A 16,936-nucleotide genomic window follows, 5' to 3' on the forward strand; every position below is an offset into this window, starting at 1 on the left:
AGATTATCCATAGAAAGTTTAGGATTTATAATATACATTGTCTTTATTCGAGACTAAATATGGTTCTAAGATTATCTTCATTCCATTCCTCCCTCATTGTATTTTCGGTATTTTCATCTTCAAGGTTTTTCAGGGCATTAGTAATCTGGGATATACTGATGTCAAGATATCTTGCCGTAGTCATATAATCTTCATGTCCCAGCATTTTAGATATGACGGGAAGGGTGATGCCATCCTCCAGCCAATGAGAGGCTCGGGCATGGCGAAGCTGGTGTGAATGAAGGCCGAGAGGTACTTCGTTACATTCTTTATTAGCCAACATTGCGTATTTTTTTAATCTGTAATTTACAGCTTCTTCGGTCATCTTTTCATCGCGTCCCTTTTCCCTTGAGAAAAAGAGATAATCATTCGTTGATTCATTTCCGTTGAAGAACCTTTTTATATAAATCTTCAGATTGGCTATAAGTCTTGGGAGTAAGACCAAAGTCCGGGCTTTACGTCCTTTACCAATGACAACAACATAACCTTCAGAACTACTTAAATGAAGATCGGATACTTTTATTGACAGAGCTTCATCTATACGTGCTGCTGTTCCATACAGGAATGAGATAAGTGTAAAGTCCCGACATCCAATCTTGTTTCTTGTATTAATGCTATCCATCAGTGCTTTTATAGCATTCTTACTCATTCCTGTGACCTTTGTTTTAATTTCCTTTCTTCTGGGTATTTGTTGGGCTTCATAGTATAGATCCTTGTATTGTTTCTCTATTCTGGAAAGATATTTAAGAAACGACCTGATTATGGATAATCTTATGTTGCACGTTTGTGGTGTACATTTTCGATGAGTCTTTAGCCATTTTAACCAATCTGAGATTACGGTTTCCGAAAAGCATTTTTCTGTTAAAAAATTATTCCCGTTGTATCCAAGCTCTTCATAAATGAAGTCCATATAAATATCCATAGTCAATTTATAGTTCTTAACTGTAGACGAACTTTTTACGTTTATTGATTCAGCCATCCATCCTCTGTAGAAACGGGCTATTTTTGAGGCTTCTTTTCTACTCTTATTCATATTCTTCATCATAATCTAATTCTTGTACAATGTTATTGTATGATTCTTCGCAAAAATCCTGAAGAATCTTCCCAAAAGAGGGTACGTACGAATAATAATATAACGTATTTACTATAGAGTCATGTCCCATGCTACGGCTTAACGCCAGAAACTGATCAGACACAAAACAGTCCGCGTGCTCTTTTGTTATCCATCTATTCATATTTTTAATAGCATAACCATGTCTAAAATCATATGGTATGGCGTAAACTTTATTGTAGCGATACCACATTTGATTAAAATTATCATTTAACCAGTGATTGCTAAACGGTTTATCATGGATATTGGGGAAAAAGATGGTTCTACCCGGCATGATGTTTTCTATTGCCACATCATATTGTATAAGAAGTTCACGCATAGAATCGTGTAAGACTATAATGTGCTCGCTGTAAGTTTTTGAGATTACAATATTTACTACACCTGTTTCGAGGTTAACGTCACATCTTCTCAGCTCTCTGGCTTCGCAGGTTCTCAGACCACTGCTATAAAGAAGTCTGAAAATTACTGGTACCACAATTCTTCTTATCCTTTCAAATTTCCTAATCTTGTATTTAGATCCTATATTATCGCAAGCCTTGAAGAATTTGCAAAGTTCTTCTTCTGTAAATTCATGAGGAACTCTGTGGCTTGTTTTCTCATTAGGCAAATATGGAGGGTTTTCGAAGTCTATGTAATTTCTTTTTCTCAAAAAGTCAAGAAATGTACAAATCAAACTTATTCTGGTGTTTCGTGAACTTGGCAGTTCATTTTCTCTTTTTGCACACCATGTATCTGTCATATGTTGCGTCAGATGACTTTCTTTATAATTCCTATTACAGGCATTAGCAAATGTCGTAAGATTTTTAAGTGCTGATTTGGATACCTTTAGACCGGAAGCTTTTCTGTACTCAACATATATCCTATATAATTCGTTTCTTGATGGTTTTGTAAATGGTTGTTTACCCAAAGTTTCGTAAGGAATATCCTTTTCCCAGCATGGAATATTCTTCTGAAGTTCAGAGTCTTGTTTCTCCTTAGGCAAAAATTGCGGGAACTCCGGTATTTCAATATTAAAATATCCGGATGTCTTAAGATAGTACAGAAAAGAACGTATAAGATATATCCGTTTATTATAAGAACTCGCTTTTTCCGTTCCTCTTTTCTTACACCATTCATTTATCATTTGTAATGAGAGGTACTCCTCTTTATAATTTTTATTGCAGAAATTGATAAAATTAAAGAGGTTACACAATGCACTGTATGTATTTTTCCTTCCTGTTAACCTTCTGAATTCAACGAAGCTATCGTACATTTGATTTCTGGATAAATTGTTTTTATTCATTGAAAAAGTCCTTTCCTGTTTGATAGTTTGCAATACTAAGAGCACAAGCCTTTAATCTTGTCAAATCAGTTTCAACATATGCATTCAATGATTCCGGGCTTTTGTGTCCTAATACTTTTGATATGACAGGTGCAGGGACACCACCATTAAGTAAACCTGTAGCAAAATAGTGTCGTAATAAATGTAATCCTTTTCTGCCTCCATCTACTCTGACACCTGCTATTCTAAAAAATTTCTGAGCCAATAGTCTGATTGCCTGAGGCGTTATAGGCCTCGTGTCTTTATCGCTGGTTAGGAAGATGAATCTATTTTTATGCTTTGGCCTCTCGTTCGTAATGTAATCGTATATCGCATTCGATACGCAAGGAAGTATCGTCAGTTTTAATTCTTCTCCGTTTTTTTTCTGTACAATATGCAATTCATTATATTCTCTGTTAATATCGTTAATGGACAGTGATGCTATATCACACCCTCTCAAACCTGTGTACATCGTAATTATGACAATTGCCCGGTCTCGTTTCGATGTCAATCCCTTTTTGTTGTCATCAAACAATAAAGTCTTTATTTTTTCTATCTCCGATTCTTCTAAGGCCGGATAGATTTTCTTTATTTTTTTCTTTTGTGGGAAAAAAGAAACCAGACGGCTGAAATCTATATTTTGAACAGTGTCCGCCAATATTTTTATGGACGACCTTATCATTTGCAGATAGTCCGCTCCTCTTAATTCCTTCTCTCCATCATAGAAATAGCCTAAGACAACATCTTCCGTCACGATATCCAATGATGTGATATTATTGACTTGCAAGTGATAGAAGAAACCAGCCAAAATATGTTGCCGGGAATATACAGTACTTTTAACATAACCTTTTTCTCTTATTTTAGAAAGATATGAGTCTATAAGATTATGATAATACATATTCAGCATAGAGTATTTGTCTTTCTTAAACAAAGGTCTGCTATGTTCATGATAACGTGGAAACTGGTCAAGCTCTTCAAAATCTGCTATCCTTTTGATCTTGGTACGTTTTTCCTTTAATGTGGATGCGGCCAGATTAGTTTCACGAACCAAATAATCGTAAACTTCTTCGTAGGATTTGATCTCCGATGTAGATTTTTCTAACTTGAAAATCAGATCAATTACAGCCTGATAATCCCGAACCGTACTTTTTGAATAATGTAACTCTTCTGCTAAATGCCGAATGAAAAGAGGATATGACCTCTTTAATTTTTTGATATTCATGTTAATCGATATTTATATGTTTATCATACAAATATGATAAAATCCTAAATACATTACTCATAACATGTTGATATCTTGTCTTTTTTGTCTTGGGTTTAGGATTTGTTTGAGTTTAGGATTCGTTGTCTAATCCGAAATTTCGTATTAGACAACAGAGATATATGCAAAGCTATCAGCTTCTCGTAGAATAGAAGCGATTGAGGCAGCCAGTAAAGAAATAGTTCCACCGGAAGATGCTCTTTGGGTAAATAACACATCTCTTAAAGAATGGTTAAAGTCTATCACGAACCCCCAAATTATGTAAAGATTTGAAATCAGAAGCGGCTGGAATATAAGAGATTCCAACCGCTTCTTTACATTATGTATATGTTTACCTAATTATTACCATTTTCTACCTGAGAATTAGCATCCTTTGAAAATTCGGTAAATAATCCGCTTAGTTCTTCTACAAGTTGTTCCATTTTTATTTTATTTATATATGTTCTTAATCGGGAACGAAGATACTATTTTATCGGCAAAAGTATGATAGGTTTTTATTTGTGCAAATAAATATTCCGGACTTTTTCAATCATAAAGGCTTCAATTTCTTTGGCTGAAATCATGTATTTAGGTTTTAGCCGGTAAAAAGAAGAATCATTCTTAAACCTGTCCGGGTTGGCTAACATTCCCAATAAATTTTTACTCTTCAAACTGTGGCCCGAATACTTGAGGGCATTATCAATAATAGATTTGACTTCGTGCGGCTGCTTCGTATTTAGAATACAATAAAGATCGTAATAATCAAGGAAAACAGTCCGGCGCATCATTGTTTCCATTTTTAAAGAAGCAATGGTATCAATATCAGCCAGTACCAGATTATTTAAGTAATGAATAGTTTTTATAACCGGGCTTTTTTTTCAGGAGCATAGAATGGCAGCTTTACACCTCCATCAATATAATACTCCACATGGTTAAACTCCAAAATATTTATTGAGTCAATAGTATACTTAACTTTCAACTCTTTTTGGATCTGAGATATATTAATATCCATTTTTTCAAGCTCTCCAATCCATACTTACAATTATTAATCTTATCCATATTATCCCTCTCTTTATACACTGTTTATACTCTGTATATTTGATTAATTCTTTTTTTCAAGATATCCTGCCAACTCATTGATAGCATATAACGGAAGGTTAGTTAACCATATTTCTTCCCTGAAATCCGACATGGAGGTACGTATTGCTATTTTGGGTTTATTCTTTTCCACAAAAGCACGCAAGCTTTTTGCCTGAAGGTTTTCAGCTGCTTTTACTTCTATCGGAACTAGCTCGTTCTTATATTGTATCAGTAAATCTATTTCACTATCCGATTTATCTGACGACCAATAGAATATTGAAATATCCCGGTCGGTCACTAACTGCTGTAGAACATACTGTTCGGTCAAAGCTCCTTTAAACTCGGTAAAAATAAGGTTTCCATCAAGTAAGGTTTTCACATCAAGGTTTGCCATTGCCCCTAACAGTCCGATATCAAGCAGATACAGTTTGAAAGCCCCCATATCTTCATAGGCTTTCAAGGGTAAAGCAGGCTTAGATATTCTATTGACCTTATGTATTAAACCGCAGTCCAACAGCCAGGACAAGGCCAATTCAAATTCTTTGGCTCTGGCTCCTTGTTTTATCAAGCCGTATATGAATTTACGGTTTTCTTTCGATAGTTGAGCAGGAACAGAATTCCAGACCATGCGGATACGTGGAACCACATCTGTGGGAGCATGCTTAGAAAAGTCTTGCTCGTATGAATCGAGTATTTGTTGTTGGATCTGCCGTACTTCGCTAAAATCCTGATTCGAAGCAAAATTAGCAACAACTTCGGGCATACCTCCCACATAGTAGAATTGCTTTAACAGTTCTATATACTTTGTTTTGAAGGTGTTTATCATTTCCCATTGTTGCTTCTTAATTAAATCATCCAAATCATGTTCGCCCAATGCTTCTAAAAATTCAGTAAAGCTAAGCGGATATAAATCTAAAAATTCAACTTTACCAACCGGAAATGATGTATTCCCATGTAATGCAATACCGAGTAAAGAACCTGCTGCTACAATATGGTATTCAGGAGCATTTTCTCGAAAATACTTCAACGAAGTTAACGCTCTTTCTGCTTCCTGTATCTCATCAAATATTATCAGTGTTTTGTTCGGTTCAGGTTTTATCCCTGTTGCGATCTGAATAGCCAGCAGGATACGTGGTATATCAAAATCATTTAGAAACAATGTTTTTAGCTGCTGATTGTCCTCAAAATTTATGTAGGCGAAATTCTCATATTCGGTTTTGGCAAATTCCTTCATCAACCACGTTTTACCAACTTGGCGAGCTCCTCTTATGATAAGAGGTTTTCGTGTATTTTTTTGTTTCCATTTCTGTAAGAAACTTAATGCTGTTCTTCTCATACAGTTATTTTTTAGCCAATTACATTTTTGCCCTATGACTTTATGTGCAAATATACATTTTTACCCTATAACTTTACGCATACAAATACATATTTTATATGCTGGGTCATTGGGGGAGAGTTATATTTATATTCTTTAAGTACATATAGAAATTGAAGATTACACACTATTTAGAGCGTTCTGTCAGTAGTTATATTGCCAGATGGTATATGAACTGCCTTTACCGTCCCTGTAAGCAATACACTTTTCCTGATATTCACTCCATACTGAATGCTGTTTATCAAAGAATGACAGGAAGTTGTCCGAAAAAAACCGCGTTATTATTAAATACAGCAGGTTTTTATCGCCTATATTATCCGGATCAATATAAATAACATACCGGTCTTTTTTATCTTCGATCTGTATAAAGAGGATGTCCGTGCCGTACAGTCGGATTTTATCCGGTTCGGTATCGAAAAAGTCCATGATATCCGGAATTTTATGCTCCTGCATATAGTTATATAAGCCAATATGATGCCCGGCTTCTTCCATGCTTAATACCTCAAGATTCTTCTTGTATTTAATATAATTAAGGATGGTATCAAGAGATAACCCGGTATCTTTTTGAGCAAAATAATATTTTTCTTTGTAACAAGCGTAAAGAGGTAATATTCCGAATGCGGATTCTTCTCCGTCCAGATAGAAGAACTTTAATTCTTTACTTAGAAAATGACGACGGATTTTTGATTCATTGATCCGTATATAAAATTCTTCTTCACTGATTTCGGTGAAATTTGTCTGGCAGGAAGCAATATACACTTCCCGCCTTTTTTCAAATTCTTCTACGCTGACTGCAATTAACCCCGGCAATCCCATTTTTATTTTGTAGGGATCGAGTTTGAGTGCCGTATGGTTTATATATTTGTCATTACTCATTTTGGCTACGATACAGCCATTAAAATTGTCTTTGTCGATTACATATAACATAAGAATCAGGTATTTAATTATAAAATGTATATAAAGTGATTATGTGTTTGACATCATCTATTTCTATTTTTACAGGGTGACCCGGCTTCGCACGGAAAGTTGTTCTTGGCAAGTCAAGAGATTTCCACTTATCTATTGGGATTTTTACATTCTGTTCAAAATAACACCAAAGTTCAAAGCTGTTCGGCCAGTAGACAGTATATAGTTTTCCATGGAATAAAGCCATATACTCATCCAGTTCCTGTTGCGTCCTGAATGCAATTCCGTTACCATAGTAGAGATATTCGGGTTTTGTGGTTGTTACATCTTTAGACAGGTGTATTTTTCGCCAGTCTTTGGTTGTATAATCATCGTAAACGGGATCAGGTTCTGTGTATTCCCAGACACTTACTTCAGCTTTGAAACTGACCGCACCGTTACCCCTTGCGCCACATGCCCCCCAATCTTTAAAGAATTTTTCTTCTTTACCGACATATTTCAGGGCTTTAGGAGGAACACTAAGCCAGGCTCCTCCGCTGGTCGAACAACTGATACCGTTTTTTGTAGGATGCGGGAATATGAAGGGTATATATGGCCGTTCACAGACAGAGAAACCATCTTCATATAGCTTTTCCAGATGGGCACAAGGATAATAGTCCCCATGTTTGGTAGTCAGACGTATCATATCTCCGTTTCGGGGTTGTTTATCCGATCTGGAACTTTCAATCATTCGTACATAAGCATTTGCCATATCGACATCCGATTGCCTGATTCCGTGATCGTAATGGTAGCTGCCGTTTAGTTTTATCAGTGTATGTTCTGTATATTTCTGTCCTTGCGGTTTTATACGGACATAGTTCTTTCTTCTTTTCGGATACGGTTTTCTGTGGCTATGGGGATATTCTCCACGCCAAAGGTCATCCAGATAGGAGCGGTGCCTGAGTGCTTTTACTTCCGGCAAATCCGTTTTTCTCAAGACTTCGGTTTTAGGAAAATCCTTATCGCAATTATAACACTGGAAGTCAAATTCTTTCTGATTCGATTTATACAACGGACGTCCGCACCAGGGACAAAATCTTTTTGTTTTCATATATTTTTTTATTGTTTAGTTTGATTTCAAACAGGTAATAAAGCCTTTACTGTGACAGAGGATATGTTTATCCTGATTGCTATAACTCAGGTCTCCTGCTGCTATAAGGTAGCCTAAGGCGTTCAGGTAAACATCTCCGTATACCCTGTTGCCATCAAGCCCTATCGTGCTTATAGGAACCTGATAACCGGACCTGCTTCTGCCTTGTTTTATCAATGGTACTCCTTCCCTGTTAGAGTCTGGATAGCGGTTAGAGAAGAATGGGTATGCGGAAAGTTTCTGGTGAACCTCATTGTGATATGTATTGTCATGAAACCGGTCATTACTCATTTCCAGCATGCAATCGAGTTGTTCGGGGCGGGATTCTTCTCGCTGGTAAGCATAGAGCTTCGAACAAACGTCTATAAATTCATCTGACATAGAGGTTTGGGAACCGTTGGTAACGATATGGAAACTGCCAACAGGTATTTTCCTGCGTTTAAGACTGCTCCATACAAACCTGATAGCTTCAACATTCATAGAAGGTTCGCCTCCTGTCAGATTCAGGTAGCCGATATTTTGGGTATGACTCAGTATATTGGTTATGTATTCGGGCTTGATATCCGTATTACGGGCTTTTCCATGCATGCAATGGGAACATTTCATATTGCACCGGCGGGTGATCTCTATGGAAAGCCTTTCTATTTCCAGTTTTTTCATTATATCTTATCTATAAAAGGAGAAGGCAGCACCTTTTATACGGTACTGCCTGTTCTATCCTGTATTCTTAACCGGGTTATTTACTGACGATGTTATTTCTTTTTTGAACTGTTTTCCGCCAGATCATATTCATAGGCATACCATGAAGCATAATTTGCATCCGGGTCGGGAGAGATTGCTATGTATTCATACCAGAGGGCATCACACAACAGGTGTTGTTTGGCAATCCGAGCGATTCGGTATATTTCACCCATAAAGTCAAATGAGTGGATGACTTCTGTTTTAATTGCAGGGTGAGTCACTTTTTTGATCCAATTTAATCCTTCGATAATATTATCCGGATCAATCAATACATAGCGGTGTGACCACCAGTTGATTGTATCATCATAGGATGTATCTTTCGGCATCTTTGCATCCAGCCAGTCACAAAAGCCGTCTTTGGTAGTATTCGGATATTTATCTTTAATCTTAGTCCACTCCCTTTTGCAAAGTTCTTCCAGTGATGGGAACCAATCGGGATGCCTGACCGGATTATTGGAATCCCGGAGCACTTCATTCCAGTCTTTATCACAGCAGATAAACTCAACTGACGGATTTACCGGGTAAGCGGGTTCACAATACCCATATGGGGCATCGGACAAGTAATACCATAAATAATGTCCGTAAGTGTATCTGCCCAGCCATATTGATTTCTTATTGTTGGGTTCAGATTGCCAGACTTCCAGACAGTTTCCTGTATCTGTATGATGCAATCTTACCTTCATTCCTGTTATCGGGATATCAGTACAGGGATATACTTCCAAATCTTCATTAAATATTTCGGTATATTCTTTTCCCTGTTTCGTATAAAAATAGATACCTTGTCCGTTCACCTGATACAGATACAGGATACCACCTGCTTCCGTGCAGAACATCTCCCCTACCCCCAGCTCAGCGATCAGGCATCTGTTTCTCTGCCTTAGATCCGGTTCGGTTACGATTATGTTTTTTTGCATCCAGACCATAAGGCTGCCTACCTGCTCTAAAGGCAGGTATTGCAATCCGTATTGGCGGAGGCACTCTCTTGTGCTGTTCTCATTTATTCCATACAGGTAAAGGCATTTAGGAGTCTTTCGATAGCCGGTACAGTAGATATCAACCTTGTTACCCTTATAGCTTATTTGTATTCTCATTGTATGTTGCTTTAGAGGTTTCCGTTATTTTATCATCGTTCCGTCTTTACCGATCCCAACTTCATGGTGGATAACACCGGACGAGGGTTTCAGTGCGTTGAATATGCTTTCATCCCGGTTATCGACTGCCATGCTTTTAATCAAGTCATCGGAGATTTCTTTGGTGAGTTCCTGTAAAACGGTCATATTACGGCGGAGGCATTTCTTATCCATGTAATGATGGAACCTGCCCAAGCCGTAACTCCACATCATGAATTCTCCTGATTTGGTCCAGATACTTACATTTAATATCGGAATCCGTTGTCCGGTATTCCTATACTCTATGATTTCATCCTGAAAATAAAGGGTTGCTTTGATAAGCCTGTTATCGTCCAGATGTATAGTCTTGGACAGGTTCTTGTCTCCACGCTGACGATAATCCTGAATATCGAATTGAAAGCCGTTTGAACAACTGCTTTTTATCTTCTTTATCGATGCGATTGATATGCTTGCCATATTGGTAGATTTTAATTAGTTGTAAATAAGTTTGATTTCTTTTCCCCATGCGGAAGACATGAGTCCATATACCTCGTTGATACAGTAACCGTTGCCGCACCGGGGCTCATCGACACAGATTTCACAGCGGTCATATTCTGTTTTGCGGGTAAACTCGACCGGGATATACAGGTCACGCAGCAGCTCCATTTCCATCAGAGAGCCTCCGCCATTCCAGCTGTTGAACATGCCGCAGTTATTGCCCTTGGGAATAATGATGGTTTTATACTCCCCGAAATTGTTTTGATAGAGGTCTGTCAATGGCATTAATCCCATAAAGGTGAGCAGGCAGTAACAGCATTGGTTTAGCATTTCGTCTGCCAAATCTTCATAACGCACAGCTTCATTGCCGTTACGTTTTGGTTTATTTGGCCATTTACCTATGGTATTAATGCCTTTCTGATTGAATACCTGCTTTACTTTTGCCGGATTCAGGCACAGTATATCGACCATATCCTTGAAATACTCATCGTAATAATAGGTATTGTTCATATCGTAGTTATGGGGGAAGCAGTCGTAATTGGTAAACAGGGTTGCCCTGCCGCGTATTTTACTCCGTCCCAGCATTTCTTTATAGGGTTCACTGGTGTCCCGGTCTTCTATAATTTCGAGAATTTTATTTTTATTATCATCCATATCCAGCCAGTCCTCGATATAGGGATGCAGGGACTCGTACTGGTCAGCGACCATGATTTTATTCTGTAAATTCTCCAGTACATATTCACTGCCTTCGCGCCGGGCATCGGATTCCCAGTGGTTATCGTACAGGGCTTCATCACTTTTTGCATCCAGACATTTCTGGATAAGTTCTCCGCTATTATCATAATTTTCCCTGTAATCGGTATAAATAAGGCTATATTCCTCGTCCATTATATCGGTGAATGCCTGCCGGATGGCTGTCGATATTTCGGGGCTGATCGCTGTTATTGATGCATATTCCATAATGGTATGTATATAAATGCAAAAAGCCCGGACTTTATCAGCCCGGACTTTTCGTGGTTTTATTTATATTTTGTATTAACTGTTATCTTCTTCATAGTTTGACGCGAAGAATTTACGCTGGCAATCGGGACACATACCTGTTTTTACGGTCTCCCGTTGTTCATTATTCAGATAAGGAAAACAATCCTGTACCAACGCACCTCCTGCTTCATACTTATCGTAATCACATTCGAGCAGGTATACCCAGGTAATTTTCTCTCCTTTTGAACAGCTCCGGCATTTAAACCCGAACTTATTCTTCTCCTTTTCTATTTTCTCCCGTTGGTCTGATACCAGTGCCAGTTGATTTTTCCAGTCTATGTGTACGGGAAAATAGTTTTCATTCTTGCTTAGGAATTCAGATAATTCAGCGGTAGCTATTTCCTGTACATCGAATGTAGTACGGCCTCTTTTGTATTTTTTTGTTTCCATTATCTTTTCTGTTATTAAATTGAATCCAGATATTCCTTGATAATATCGCCGTGACAGGGATTGGGTTTGCAGAAACAACCTAAAGTCATTCCTTTGAGTGCTTTGATGCGTTCTTTGAACTGTGGATCAGTTTGCAGCCTGTTATAAAAGTATTCTCTAAACTTTTCAAGTGTTGAACCTCTTGCTTCTCCCTGATTGAGCCGGATGGGATTACCAAAATAGCCGTCCTGCCCCTTGCCTGCCCGACCGATATAGACATCGTAAGCTTCTTTACGGATGTTTACTACCCGTGTTGCCTGTTGCTTAGTCATTTTCAATCGTTGTATCGGCTACTGCCATTAATACTTCTGTTACTACCGAACGGTAAGCAGCCTTGATCTCATTACGCCCCCAACCTGTTTTTTCTTCCAGCTTTTCTTCGAAAGCTTCGTCTATCGCTTTTAATAATTCAGATGTTTTCATTGCTATTTATTTTTAAGTTTAATATTTCGTATTGGCTTTATCGTACATCGTAAAGATCCAGTGGTGTACGCCTTCTTTCATTTCGGTTTTCATATAGCGGTAATACCGGGTAAGAAACTCACAGATTGGCTTATCTGCGATAACTGTGATATAGTCTGCATCCGAGAAAGCTGCAACTTCGATATTTATGTCCTCAAAATGGGAACTCAGTGCCCTGCTGAATATTCCTTTTAACTCCTGTACATCGATCTTTGAGAATTCGACAGGTTTTAATACCGGATAGGGTTGAGTTTGCGATGCCGATGAATTGTTATACTTAGCAAATCGTTCGATACAATCTATTGCTTCTTGTGACATCTTCTTATCGTAATAAGTAATATCCCGGTTATAACCGATATGAGCCACCGTTTTATAATCGCTACACTCTTCCTGATTACGGTCGGCAATAGTTATTCCGTTGCCCATGCTACAGAACATTAAACTTTCTTTCATTTCAGGTAATATTAATAGATTAGTAAATAGATGACATAGAAAAAGATACCGATTTGGATAAGCAGCAAGATCAGCTTGACAAAGAACTTCCATATTCTCCAGGTAAGGATAATCCCTAAGAATATATACAGCGTGGCTTGGGATATGGTATCAAAGAACTGAACCACTGTATAGATTAAAAATGCCAGTAATGATATCTTGATGAGTATCACCCCTAGTTTATAATACTTATTCTCTCTTATATTATTCATAAGGCTTTCATTTTAAATTTCAGCGGCAAGAAGTTGGTGCGTTCCGGATATACAAGGTTTTTTGAATGAAATACACCCGAAGGGTGGAGATTTCTTCAAAAACCCGTCAGGGCGTGACCTTGTAGCATCCGAAAAGAACGCATCATAGCTTCGCCGGATGAAATAAAATGAAAGCTTTGTTTTATTTTAATTCTCTTTGAAAGAGTATGTTCAGTTTGGTAAAATTCCATTACTTTTGCAGTTAATTTTAAATTAGAGAATTATGACAAAAGCAGATGTAGTGAGTGAGATTGTAAAGAATACAGGCATAGATAAAGCAACTGTATTAAAAACGGTTGAATCGTTTATGGAAGTAGTGAAGGATTCCCTTGGCAAAAATGAAAATGTGTACTTAAGAGGGTTCGGTAGTTTTATTGTAAAAACAAGAGCTCAAAAAACAGCCCGGAATATTTCAAAAAACACTACGATTATTATCCCGGCTCATAATATTCCTGCTTTCAAAGTATCAAAAGCTTTCAAGATATAAGATAGAACTTTTGCCTTATTATAGAAAAAGCAAATAGAGGACATATCGAGTATGTGAACTTCTATTTGCTTTCATTTTATTATTTACAGGTCAAACTTTTTGAGTAAATGCATCGATAGCTTCGGTATATAGTTTTAAAGAGAGTGCTTCCAGTTCTGCCTTTGCTTCTTCAGGGGTCAGGTCTGTAATGCAGGATTCTTCGCCATCTACCAGTAACTGTAGGTTAGAATGCCTCAGGACATCATCACGTGTATAATAATTGGGAAGGTTTTCTTCGATAAAATCCCAGAACTCATTTGTCATTTCCATGTCCTTTCACCTTTTTGTAATCATCAATCAATTTTATTCTTTTTCAGATTTTTTATCTGAGGATGGAATATTCAGGATATCAGCAGGTATATTGGTATTAAATATCTGATTCCCCTCCTCTTTAAGTTTTTTGATACGATTTCCCAGCATATTCCGGGAGGAAGGTGTCGATAGCATAACAGTAATAGAGACTTTCTTGTTACCTTTCGTTGTGAACCATGTGTATTGCATTTCTGTTTTGCTTTTCCCGAATACAATATTATTCGCCTCTAGTTTTTTTACGGATTTCTTAAACTCGCGTTCTACAATGTCTACATTAACCAATTGTCCGATAAAAAGTTCAAGATCCATATCCAGATCAAAGTCGTATTCGGTTTTAACTGCGGGTAAGCTTTTGGTATATTCTTCGGCTTCTTTCAGGAGCTTTTCTCGCCCTTTTACAACATGAATATCTATACATCCGCCTTTACCGGTATCTGAACATTCTGCCGTAAGGATATCATTGACATAAAGTTTTGCAGAGAAAGCATTCGTTTCATCTGTCAGTGCATAAAAATGTTTGATGTTCTTTAATTCAATTTTCATTTTTTTCTTCTTTAAGGGTTATTAAAAAACAAAAGACTCACAGTAACCTTGGGCTTCTGTAAGTCTTCTTTTATAAGCTAATTAAAGTCTATATATCACGGGCCCGAATCCAGTGGCCACGTTTTGCCGTTTCGGTAAGAACGTTCCAGAATTGTATGCATTTGGAACGGAATGCTGAATGATCTTCGTCGTTTTTGAAACTCTTAGCTGACAAGCCTGTTATCTCTTCCAGAATACTAACGGATGCCGAATTGAACCAGCGGTCGATAAGTTCAACCGGTGTATTTGATTTATTATATTCCAGATAACCCGTATTTCGCCGGCATTTTTTGCAGAAAACAGTATTATCAAAATTATCATAGAACTCAATAAACTTGTTATCCGCATTGGCATCTACCCATGCCAGTTTTTGAAGGTTAGTCCCGCCACAGAAATAGCAGTGTTTGACAGGTGATACATCATCAAGATAATTCTGAAGTTGCAGCCATTTAATGATTGCATAAAGACTTTCTATTGACAGACAATGTATAAAATCAGCTGAGTCAAAACCTCTTTCTACGTGTATATACTTAAATTTAAGACGTTCTTTTTCTAAATAGATATCGGTTATTATAATCTTTCCCTCCTTTCCAAAATTGGTATATATAAACTTTTCATAGAGTGTATCTACATCATTATCTAACAAGTGTCCTTTATCCGAATAATAAGTGCTAATATATTTTTTGTTGTCGATTAAAACCGACAGTAGCATATCTGTCAGATACTGCCGGATACGGTCTAGTTCTGCTTTAACTATCATAAGTAATTGTTTACCATTTTAGTTAATCCGGTATTGCTGACAAAAATGGTCGACAACTCCAGGAATATATTTCTTGTAATATGGCTGGTTTTCCATACATCATTTTTTTACCTGATCTCTTGTTTCAAGTTTGTCATGACAGCTTTGTCCTGTCATAATCATATCGAATACAGGTTGAAGTTCATCAACAAAGGCCTGCACTGTCCAGCCTTCCCATATATGCTTCGAATAATCTATTGCTTCCATTTCCGATTGTTTTTAGCGATTTTCTTATTCGTTTTATGTGTGGGATAAGAAGGACTTAGTCCTAATTCTGCTCCTATACGATCTTCCAACTGGTCTTTCAGCCGTCTTTTTCGCTTTAATAGCGACTGGCTTTTCTGAAGTGTCAGTAAATCGTCAATCAGGGTCAGTTCTTTTTGTATTTCCTCTGCTGAGGTAATACCATCATTTTTAAAAACTTTCACCCATAAGAGCAAATCCTGGATCGGAATGTTCGCAAACCCGGGAGTCAGTATATGTTTACTCATGTTTAGATGATTATATTTGTTTTATATTTTTTCTATGGAATAATATCAGAGCTTGGATAATTGCTCCATATAGCTTTTAAAATATTCATCGTATTTCTTTTGATAAACTTCTGCATATTTTCCAGGATTGTTTTTATCGCAGAACTCATCAGGAAGCATTTTAAATACATCCGTCAATTCCTTTTCTGCCAGTTGGCTGGCTAATTTCCTGATGGTATTTTGTTTTGATTCTGCTATTATATCATCGGCATTGGTTAATATGGAAGTTTTTAATGAATCGCATTTAAAATACTCTATTGTCGCCTGTCCTTCATTTTCTCTCAGGCTTACCCGGGTATTGGCTTCCAGCAGATACTCAAAAGAGTCATAAGCAATAAGAGGATGATCTTCGAGGTCATACACATCCTGAAAATGAAGTAAGCGAATGGATTCGACGGCTTGCTCATAAGATATGGCTTTAACATTGAATAATGACCTGCCCCACCCTTTCAGTAATTCATCCTGATAGAAATGATGATATTCCATTTCCCTGTTAAACAGGTTAAAAACTTCGAGACCTTTACGGAGTGCATTTTTCACCGTGTAGTATGTACCTCCTTTAGGAACATTATCATAATAGGCTATCAATTGGGTGGAATTATCGACCAGGTAATCGTTCCTTCTCAGAAAGCAACCGTCATAATACTTTTCACTCAGGTATATCTCATAGTCGGCTGCCGACAGAATTGCATTATAACGCAGCTTGTCTTCCGGATTCATCCTGTCGGATTGTCCCGCAAAAGGAATAATACAATGAAGTTCAATATCCGGATAATGTTCTTTTATTTTCAGTACCTCTTCTGCTGCAATCAGATCCAGTCCTTCTGCCATTCCTGTAAGAAAGACTTTATAGCCCTTGAGATAGAAATAAATGACTGCAGCTGTAATAAGACCGGATAACTCTTGTTTTTCGATCCGGATACGATTCATCCGGTGTCCTGTAAAGGCGATTGTTTTTAATTTGTTGTTGTTCATAATTATAGT

Annotated in this window: 22 protein-coding genes and 1 pseudogene; 1 reads left to right on the forward strand and 22 read right to left on the reverse strand. The window is 37.4% G+C overall.

The genetic code is table 11. The annotated features are described in order from the left end of the window. Positions 1 to 43: 43 nt before the first annotated feature. From ACYQ3L_RS00440 to ACYQ3L_RS00515, 16 genes and pseudogenes are all read right to left on the reverse strand, one after another. A complete protein-coding gene (locus ACYQ3L_RS00440; RefSeq protein WP_379999228.1) occupies positions 44 to 1,072 on the reverse strand; it encodes a tyrosine-type recombinase/integrase in 1,029 nt (342 codons plus the stop codon). After that, positions 1,065 to 2,432 carry a tyrosine-type recombinase/integrase gene (locus ACYQ3L_RS00445; RefSeq protein WP_379999226.1) on the reverse strand — a complete coding sequence of 456 codons (1,368 nt, stop codon included), beginning with the start codon at positions 2,430 to 2,432 and terminating at the stop codon, positions 1,065 to 1,067. Before ACYQ3L_RS00445 ends, ACYQ3L_RS00440 begins: the two co-directional genes overlap by 8 nt. Next, the gene (locus ACYQ3L_RS00450; protein ID WP_379999224.1) at positions 2,425 to 3,672 is read right to left on the reverse strand and encodes a tyrosine-type recombinase/integrase; all 1,248 of its coding nucleotides are present in this window, start codon (positions 3,670 to 3,672) and stop codon (positions 2,425 to 2,427) included. The genes ACYQ3L_RS00445 and ACYQ3L_RS00450 overlap by 8 nt, the downstream gene beginning before the upstream one ends. Positions 3,673 to 4,205: 533 nt before the next feature. Beyond that, on the reverse strand, positions 4,206 to 4,487 hold the full coding sequence (locus tag ACYQ3L_RS00455; RefSeq protein WP_379999222.1) for a hypothetical protein: 282 nt from the start codon (positions 4,485 to 4,487) through the stop codon (positions 4,206 to 4,208). A 305-nt stretch (positions 4,488 to 4,792) separates the two neighbouring features. Further along, positions 4,793 to 6,106 carry an ATP-binding protein gene (locus tag ACYQ3L_RS00460; RefSeq protein WP_379999220.1) on the reverse strand — a complete coding sequence of 438 codons (1,314 nt, stop codon included), beginning with the start codon at positions 6,104 to 6,106 and terminating at the stop codon, positions 4,793 to 4,795. A 183-nt stretch (positions 6,107 to 6,289) separates the two neighbouring features. Further along, on the reverse strand, positions 6,290 to 7,072 hold the full coding sequence (locus ACYQ3L_RS00465) for a hypothetical protein (RefSeq protein ID WP_379999218.1): 783 nt from the start codon (positions 7,070 to 7,072) through the stop codon (positions 6,290 to 6,292). A gap of 13 nt (positions 7,073 to 7,085) precedes the next feature. Next, positions 7,086 to 8,141: a DUF4121 family protein gene (locus ACYQ3L_RS00470; protein WP_379999216.1), complete on the reverse strand. Its 1,056-nt coding sequence runs from the start codon at positions 8,139 to 8,141 to the stop codon at positions 7,086 to 7,088. A gap of 15 nt (positions 8,142 to 8,156) precedes the next feature. After that, on the reverse strand, positions 8,157 to 8,840 hold the full coding sequence (locus ACYQ3L_RS00475; RefSeq protein WP_379999214.1) for a radical SAM protein: 684 nt from the start codon (positions 8,838 to 8,840) through the stop codon (positions 8,157 to 8,159). Positions 8,841 to 8,932: 92 nt separating this feature from the next. After that, positions 8,933 to 10,012: a hypothetical protein gene (locus ACYQ3L_RS00480; protein ID WP_379999212.1), complete on the reverse strand. Its 1,080-nt coding sequence runs from the start codon at positions 10,010 to 10,012 to the stop codon at positions 8,933 to 8,935. 24 nt (positions 10,013 to 10,036) lie between these two features. Continuing rightward, positions 10,037 to 10,507 carry a hypothetical protein gene (locus ACYQ3L_RS00485; RefSeq protein WP_379999210.1) on the reverse strand — a complete coding sequence of 157 codons (471 nt, stop codon included), beginning with the start codon at positions 10,505 to 10,507 and terminating at the stop codon, positions 10,037 to 10,039. A gap of 15 nt (positions 10,508 to 10,522) precedes the next feature. Beyond that, on the reverse strand, positions 10,523 to 11,488 hold the full coding sequence (locus ACYQ3L_RS00490; protein ID WP_379999208.1) for a hypothetical protein: 966 nt from the start codon (positions 11,486 to 11,488) through the stop codon (positions 10,523 to 10,525). Between the two features lie 75 nt (positions 11,489 to 11,563). After that, complete coding sequence (locus tag ACYQ3L_RS00495) at positions 11,564 to 11,959, reverse strand: hypothetical protein (protein ID WP_379999206.1); 396 nt, start codon at positions 11,957 to 11,959, stop codon at positions 11,564 to 11,566. Between the two features lie 23 nt (positions 11,960 to 11,982). Beyond that, positions 11,983 to 12,270, reverse strand: a pseudogene (locus tag ACYQ3L_RS00500) (DUF4326 domain-containing protein); the annotation flags it as partial. Next, positions 12,263 to 12,421: a hypothetical protein gene (locus tag ACYQ3L_RS00505; RefSeq protein ID WP_379999204.1), complete on the reverse strand. Its 159-nt coding sequence runs from the start codon at positions 12,419 to 12,421 to the stop codon at positions 12,263 to 12,265. The pseudogene ACYQ3L_RS00500 and the gene ACYQ3L_RS00505, both read right to left, overlap by 8 nt. Positions 12,422 to 12,439: 18 nt before the next feature. Next, a complete protein-coding gene (locus tag ACYQ3L_RS00510; RefSeq protein WP_379999202.1) occupies positions 12,440 to 12,913 on the reverse strand; it encodes a hypothetical protein in 474 nt (157 codons plus the stop codon). A gap of 11 nt (positions 12,914 to 12,924) precedes the next feature. Next, entirely contained in the window at positions 12,925 to 13,164 is a 240-nt protein-coding gene (locus ACYQ3L_RS00515) for a hypothetical protein (protein WP_379999200.1), read from the reverse strand. A 262-nt stretch (positions 13,165 to 13,426) separates the two neighbouring features. Between ACYQ3L_RS00515 and ACYQ3L_RS00520 the strand changes: the two genes are divergently transcribed. Then, positions 13,427 to 13,690, forward strand: a complete 264-nt coding sequence (locus ACYQ3L_RS00520; protein ID WP_379999198.1) for an HU family DNA-binding protein — start codon at positions 13,427 to 13,429, stop codon at positions 13,688 to 13,690. A gap of 90 nt (positions 13,691 to 13,780) precedes the next feature. Here ACYQ3L_RS00520 and ACYQ3L_RS00525 read toward each other — a convergent pair whose 3' ends face one another. The 6 genes from ACYQ3L_RS00525 to ACYQ3L_RS00550 all read right to left on the reverse strand — a co-directional run bounded on the left by ACYQ3L_RS00525 (position 13,781) and on the right by ACYQ3L_RS00550 (position 16,927). Beyond that, entirely contained in the window at positions 13,781 to 13,999 is a 219-nt protein-coding gene (locus ACYQ3L_RS00525; RefSeq protein WP_379999196.1) for a hypothetical protein, read from the reverse strand. A gap of 33 nt (positions 14,000 to 14,032) precedes the next feature. Then, complete coding sequence (locus tag ACYQ3L_RS00530; RefSeq protein WP_379999194.1) at positions 14,033 to 14,584, reverse strand: hypothetical protein; 552 nt, start codon at positions 14,582 to 14,584, stop codon at positions 14,033 to 14,035. Positions 14,585 to 14,672: 88 nt separating this feature from the next. Continuing rightward, positions 14,673 to 15,383 carry a hypothetical protein gene (locus ACYQ3L_RS00535; RefSeq protein ID WP_379999192.1) on the reverse strand — a complete coding sequence of 237 codons (711 nt, stop codon included), beginning with the start codon at positions 15,381 to 15,383 and terminating at the stop codon, positions 14,673 to 14,675. Positions 15,384 to 15,482: 99 nt separating this feature from the next. Continuing rightward, positions 15,483 to 15,629 carry a hypothetical protein gene (locus ACYQ3L_RS00540; RefSeq protein ID WP_379999190.1) on the reverse strand — a complete coding sequence of 49 codons (147 nt, stop codon included), beginning with the start codon at positions 15,627 to 15,629 and terminating at the stop codon, positions 15,483 to 15,485. After that, on the reverse strand, positions 15,617 to 15,913 hold the full coding sequence (locus tag ACYQ3L_RS00545) for a hypothetical protein (RefSeq protein WP_379999188.1): 297 nt from the start codon (positions 15,911 to 15,913) through the stop codon (positions 15,617 to 15,619). The genes ACYQ3L_RS00540 and ACYQ3L_RS00545 overlap by 13 nt, the downstream gene beginning before the upstream one ends. A 45-nt stretch (positions 15,914 to 15,958) precedes the next feature. After that, positions 15,959 to 16,927: an SLOG family protein gene (locus ACYQ3L_RS00550; RefSeq protein WP_379999187.1), complete on the reverse strand. Its 969-nt coding sequence runs from the start codon at positions 16,925 to 16,927 to the stop codon at positions 15,959 to 15,961. Positions 16,928 to 16,936: the final 9 nt, after the last annotated feature.

The sequence above is a fragment of the Dysgonomonas termitidis genome, from assembly GCF_054657735.1.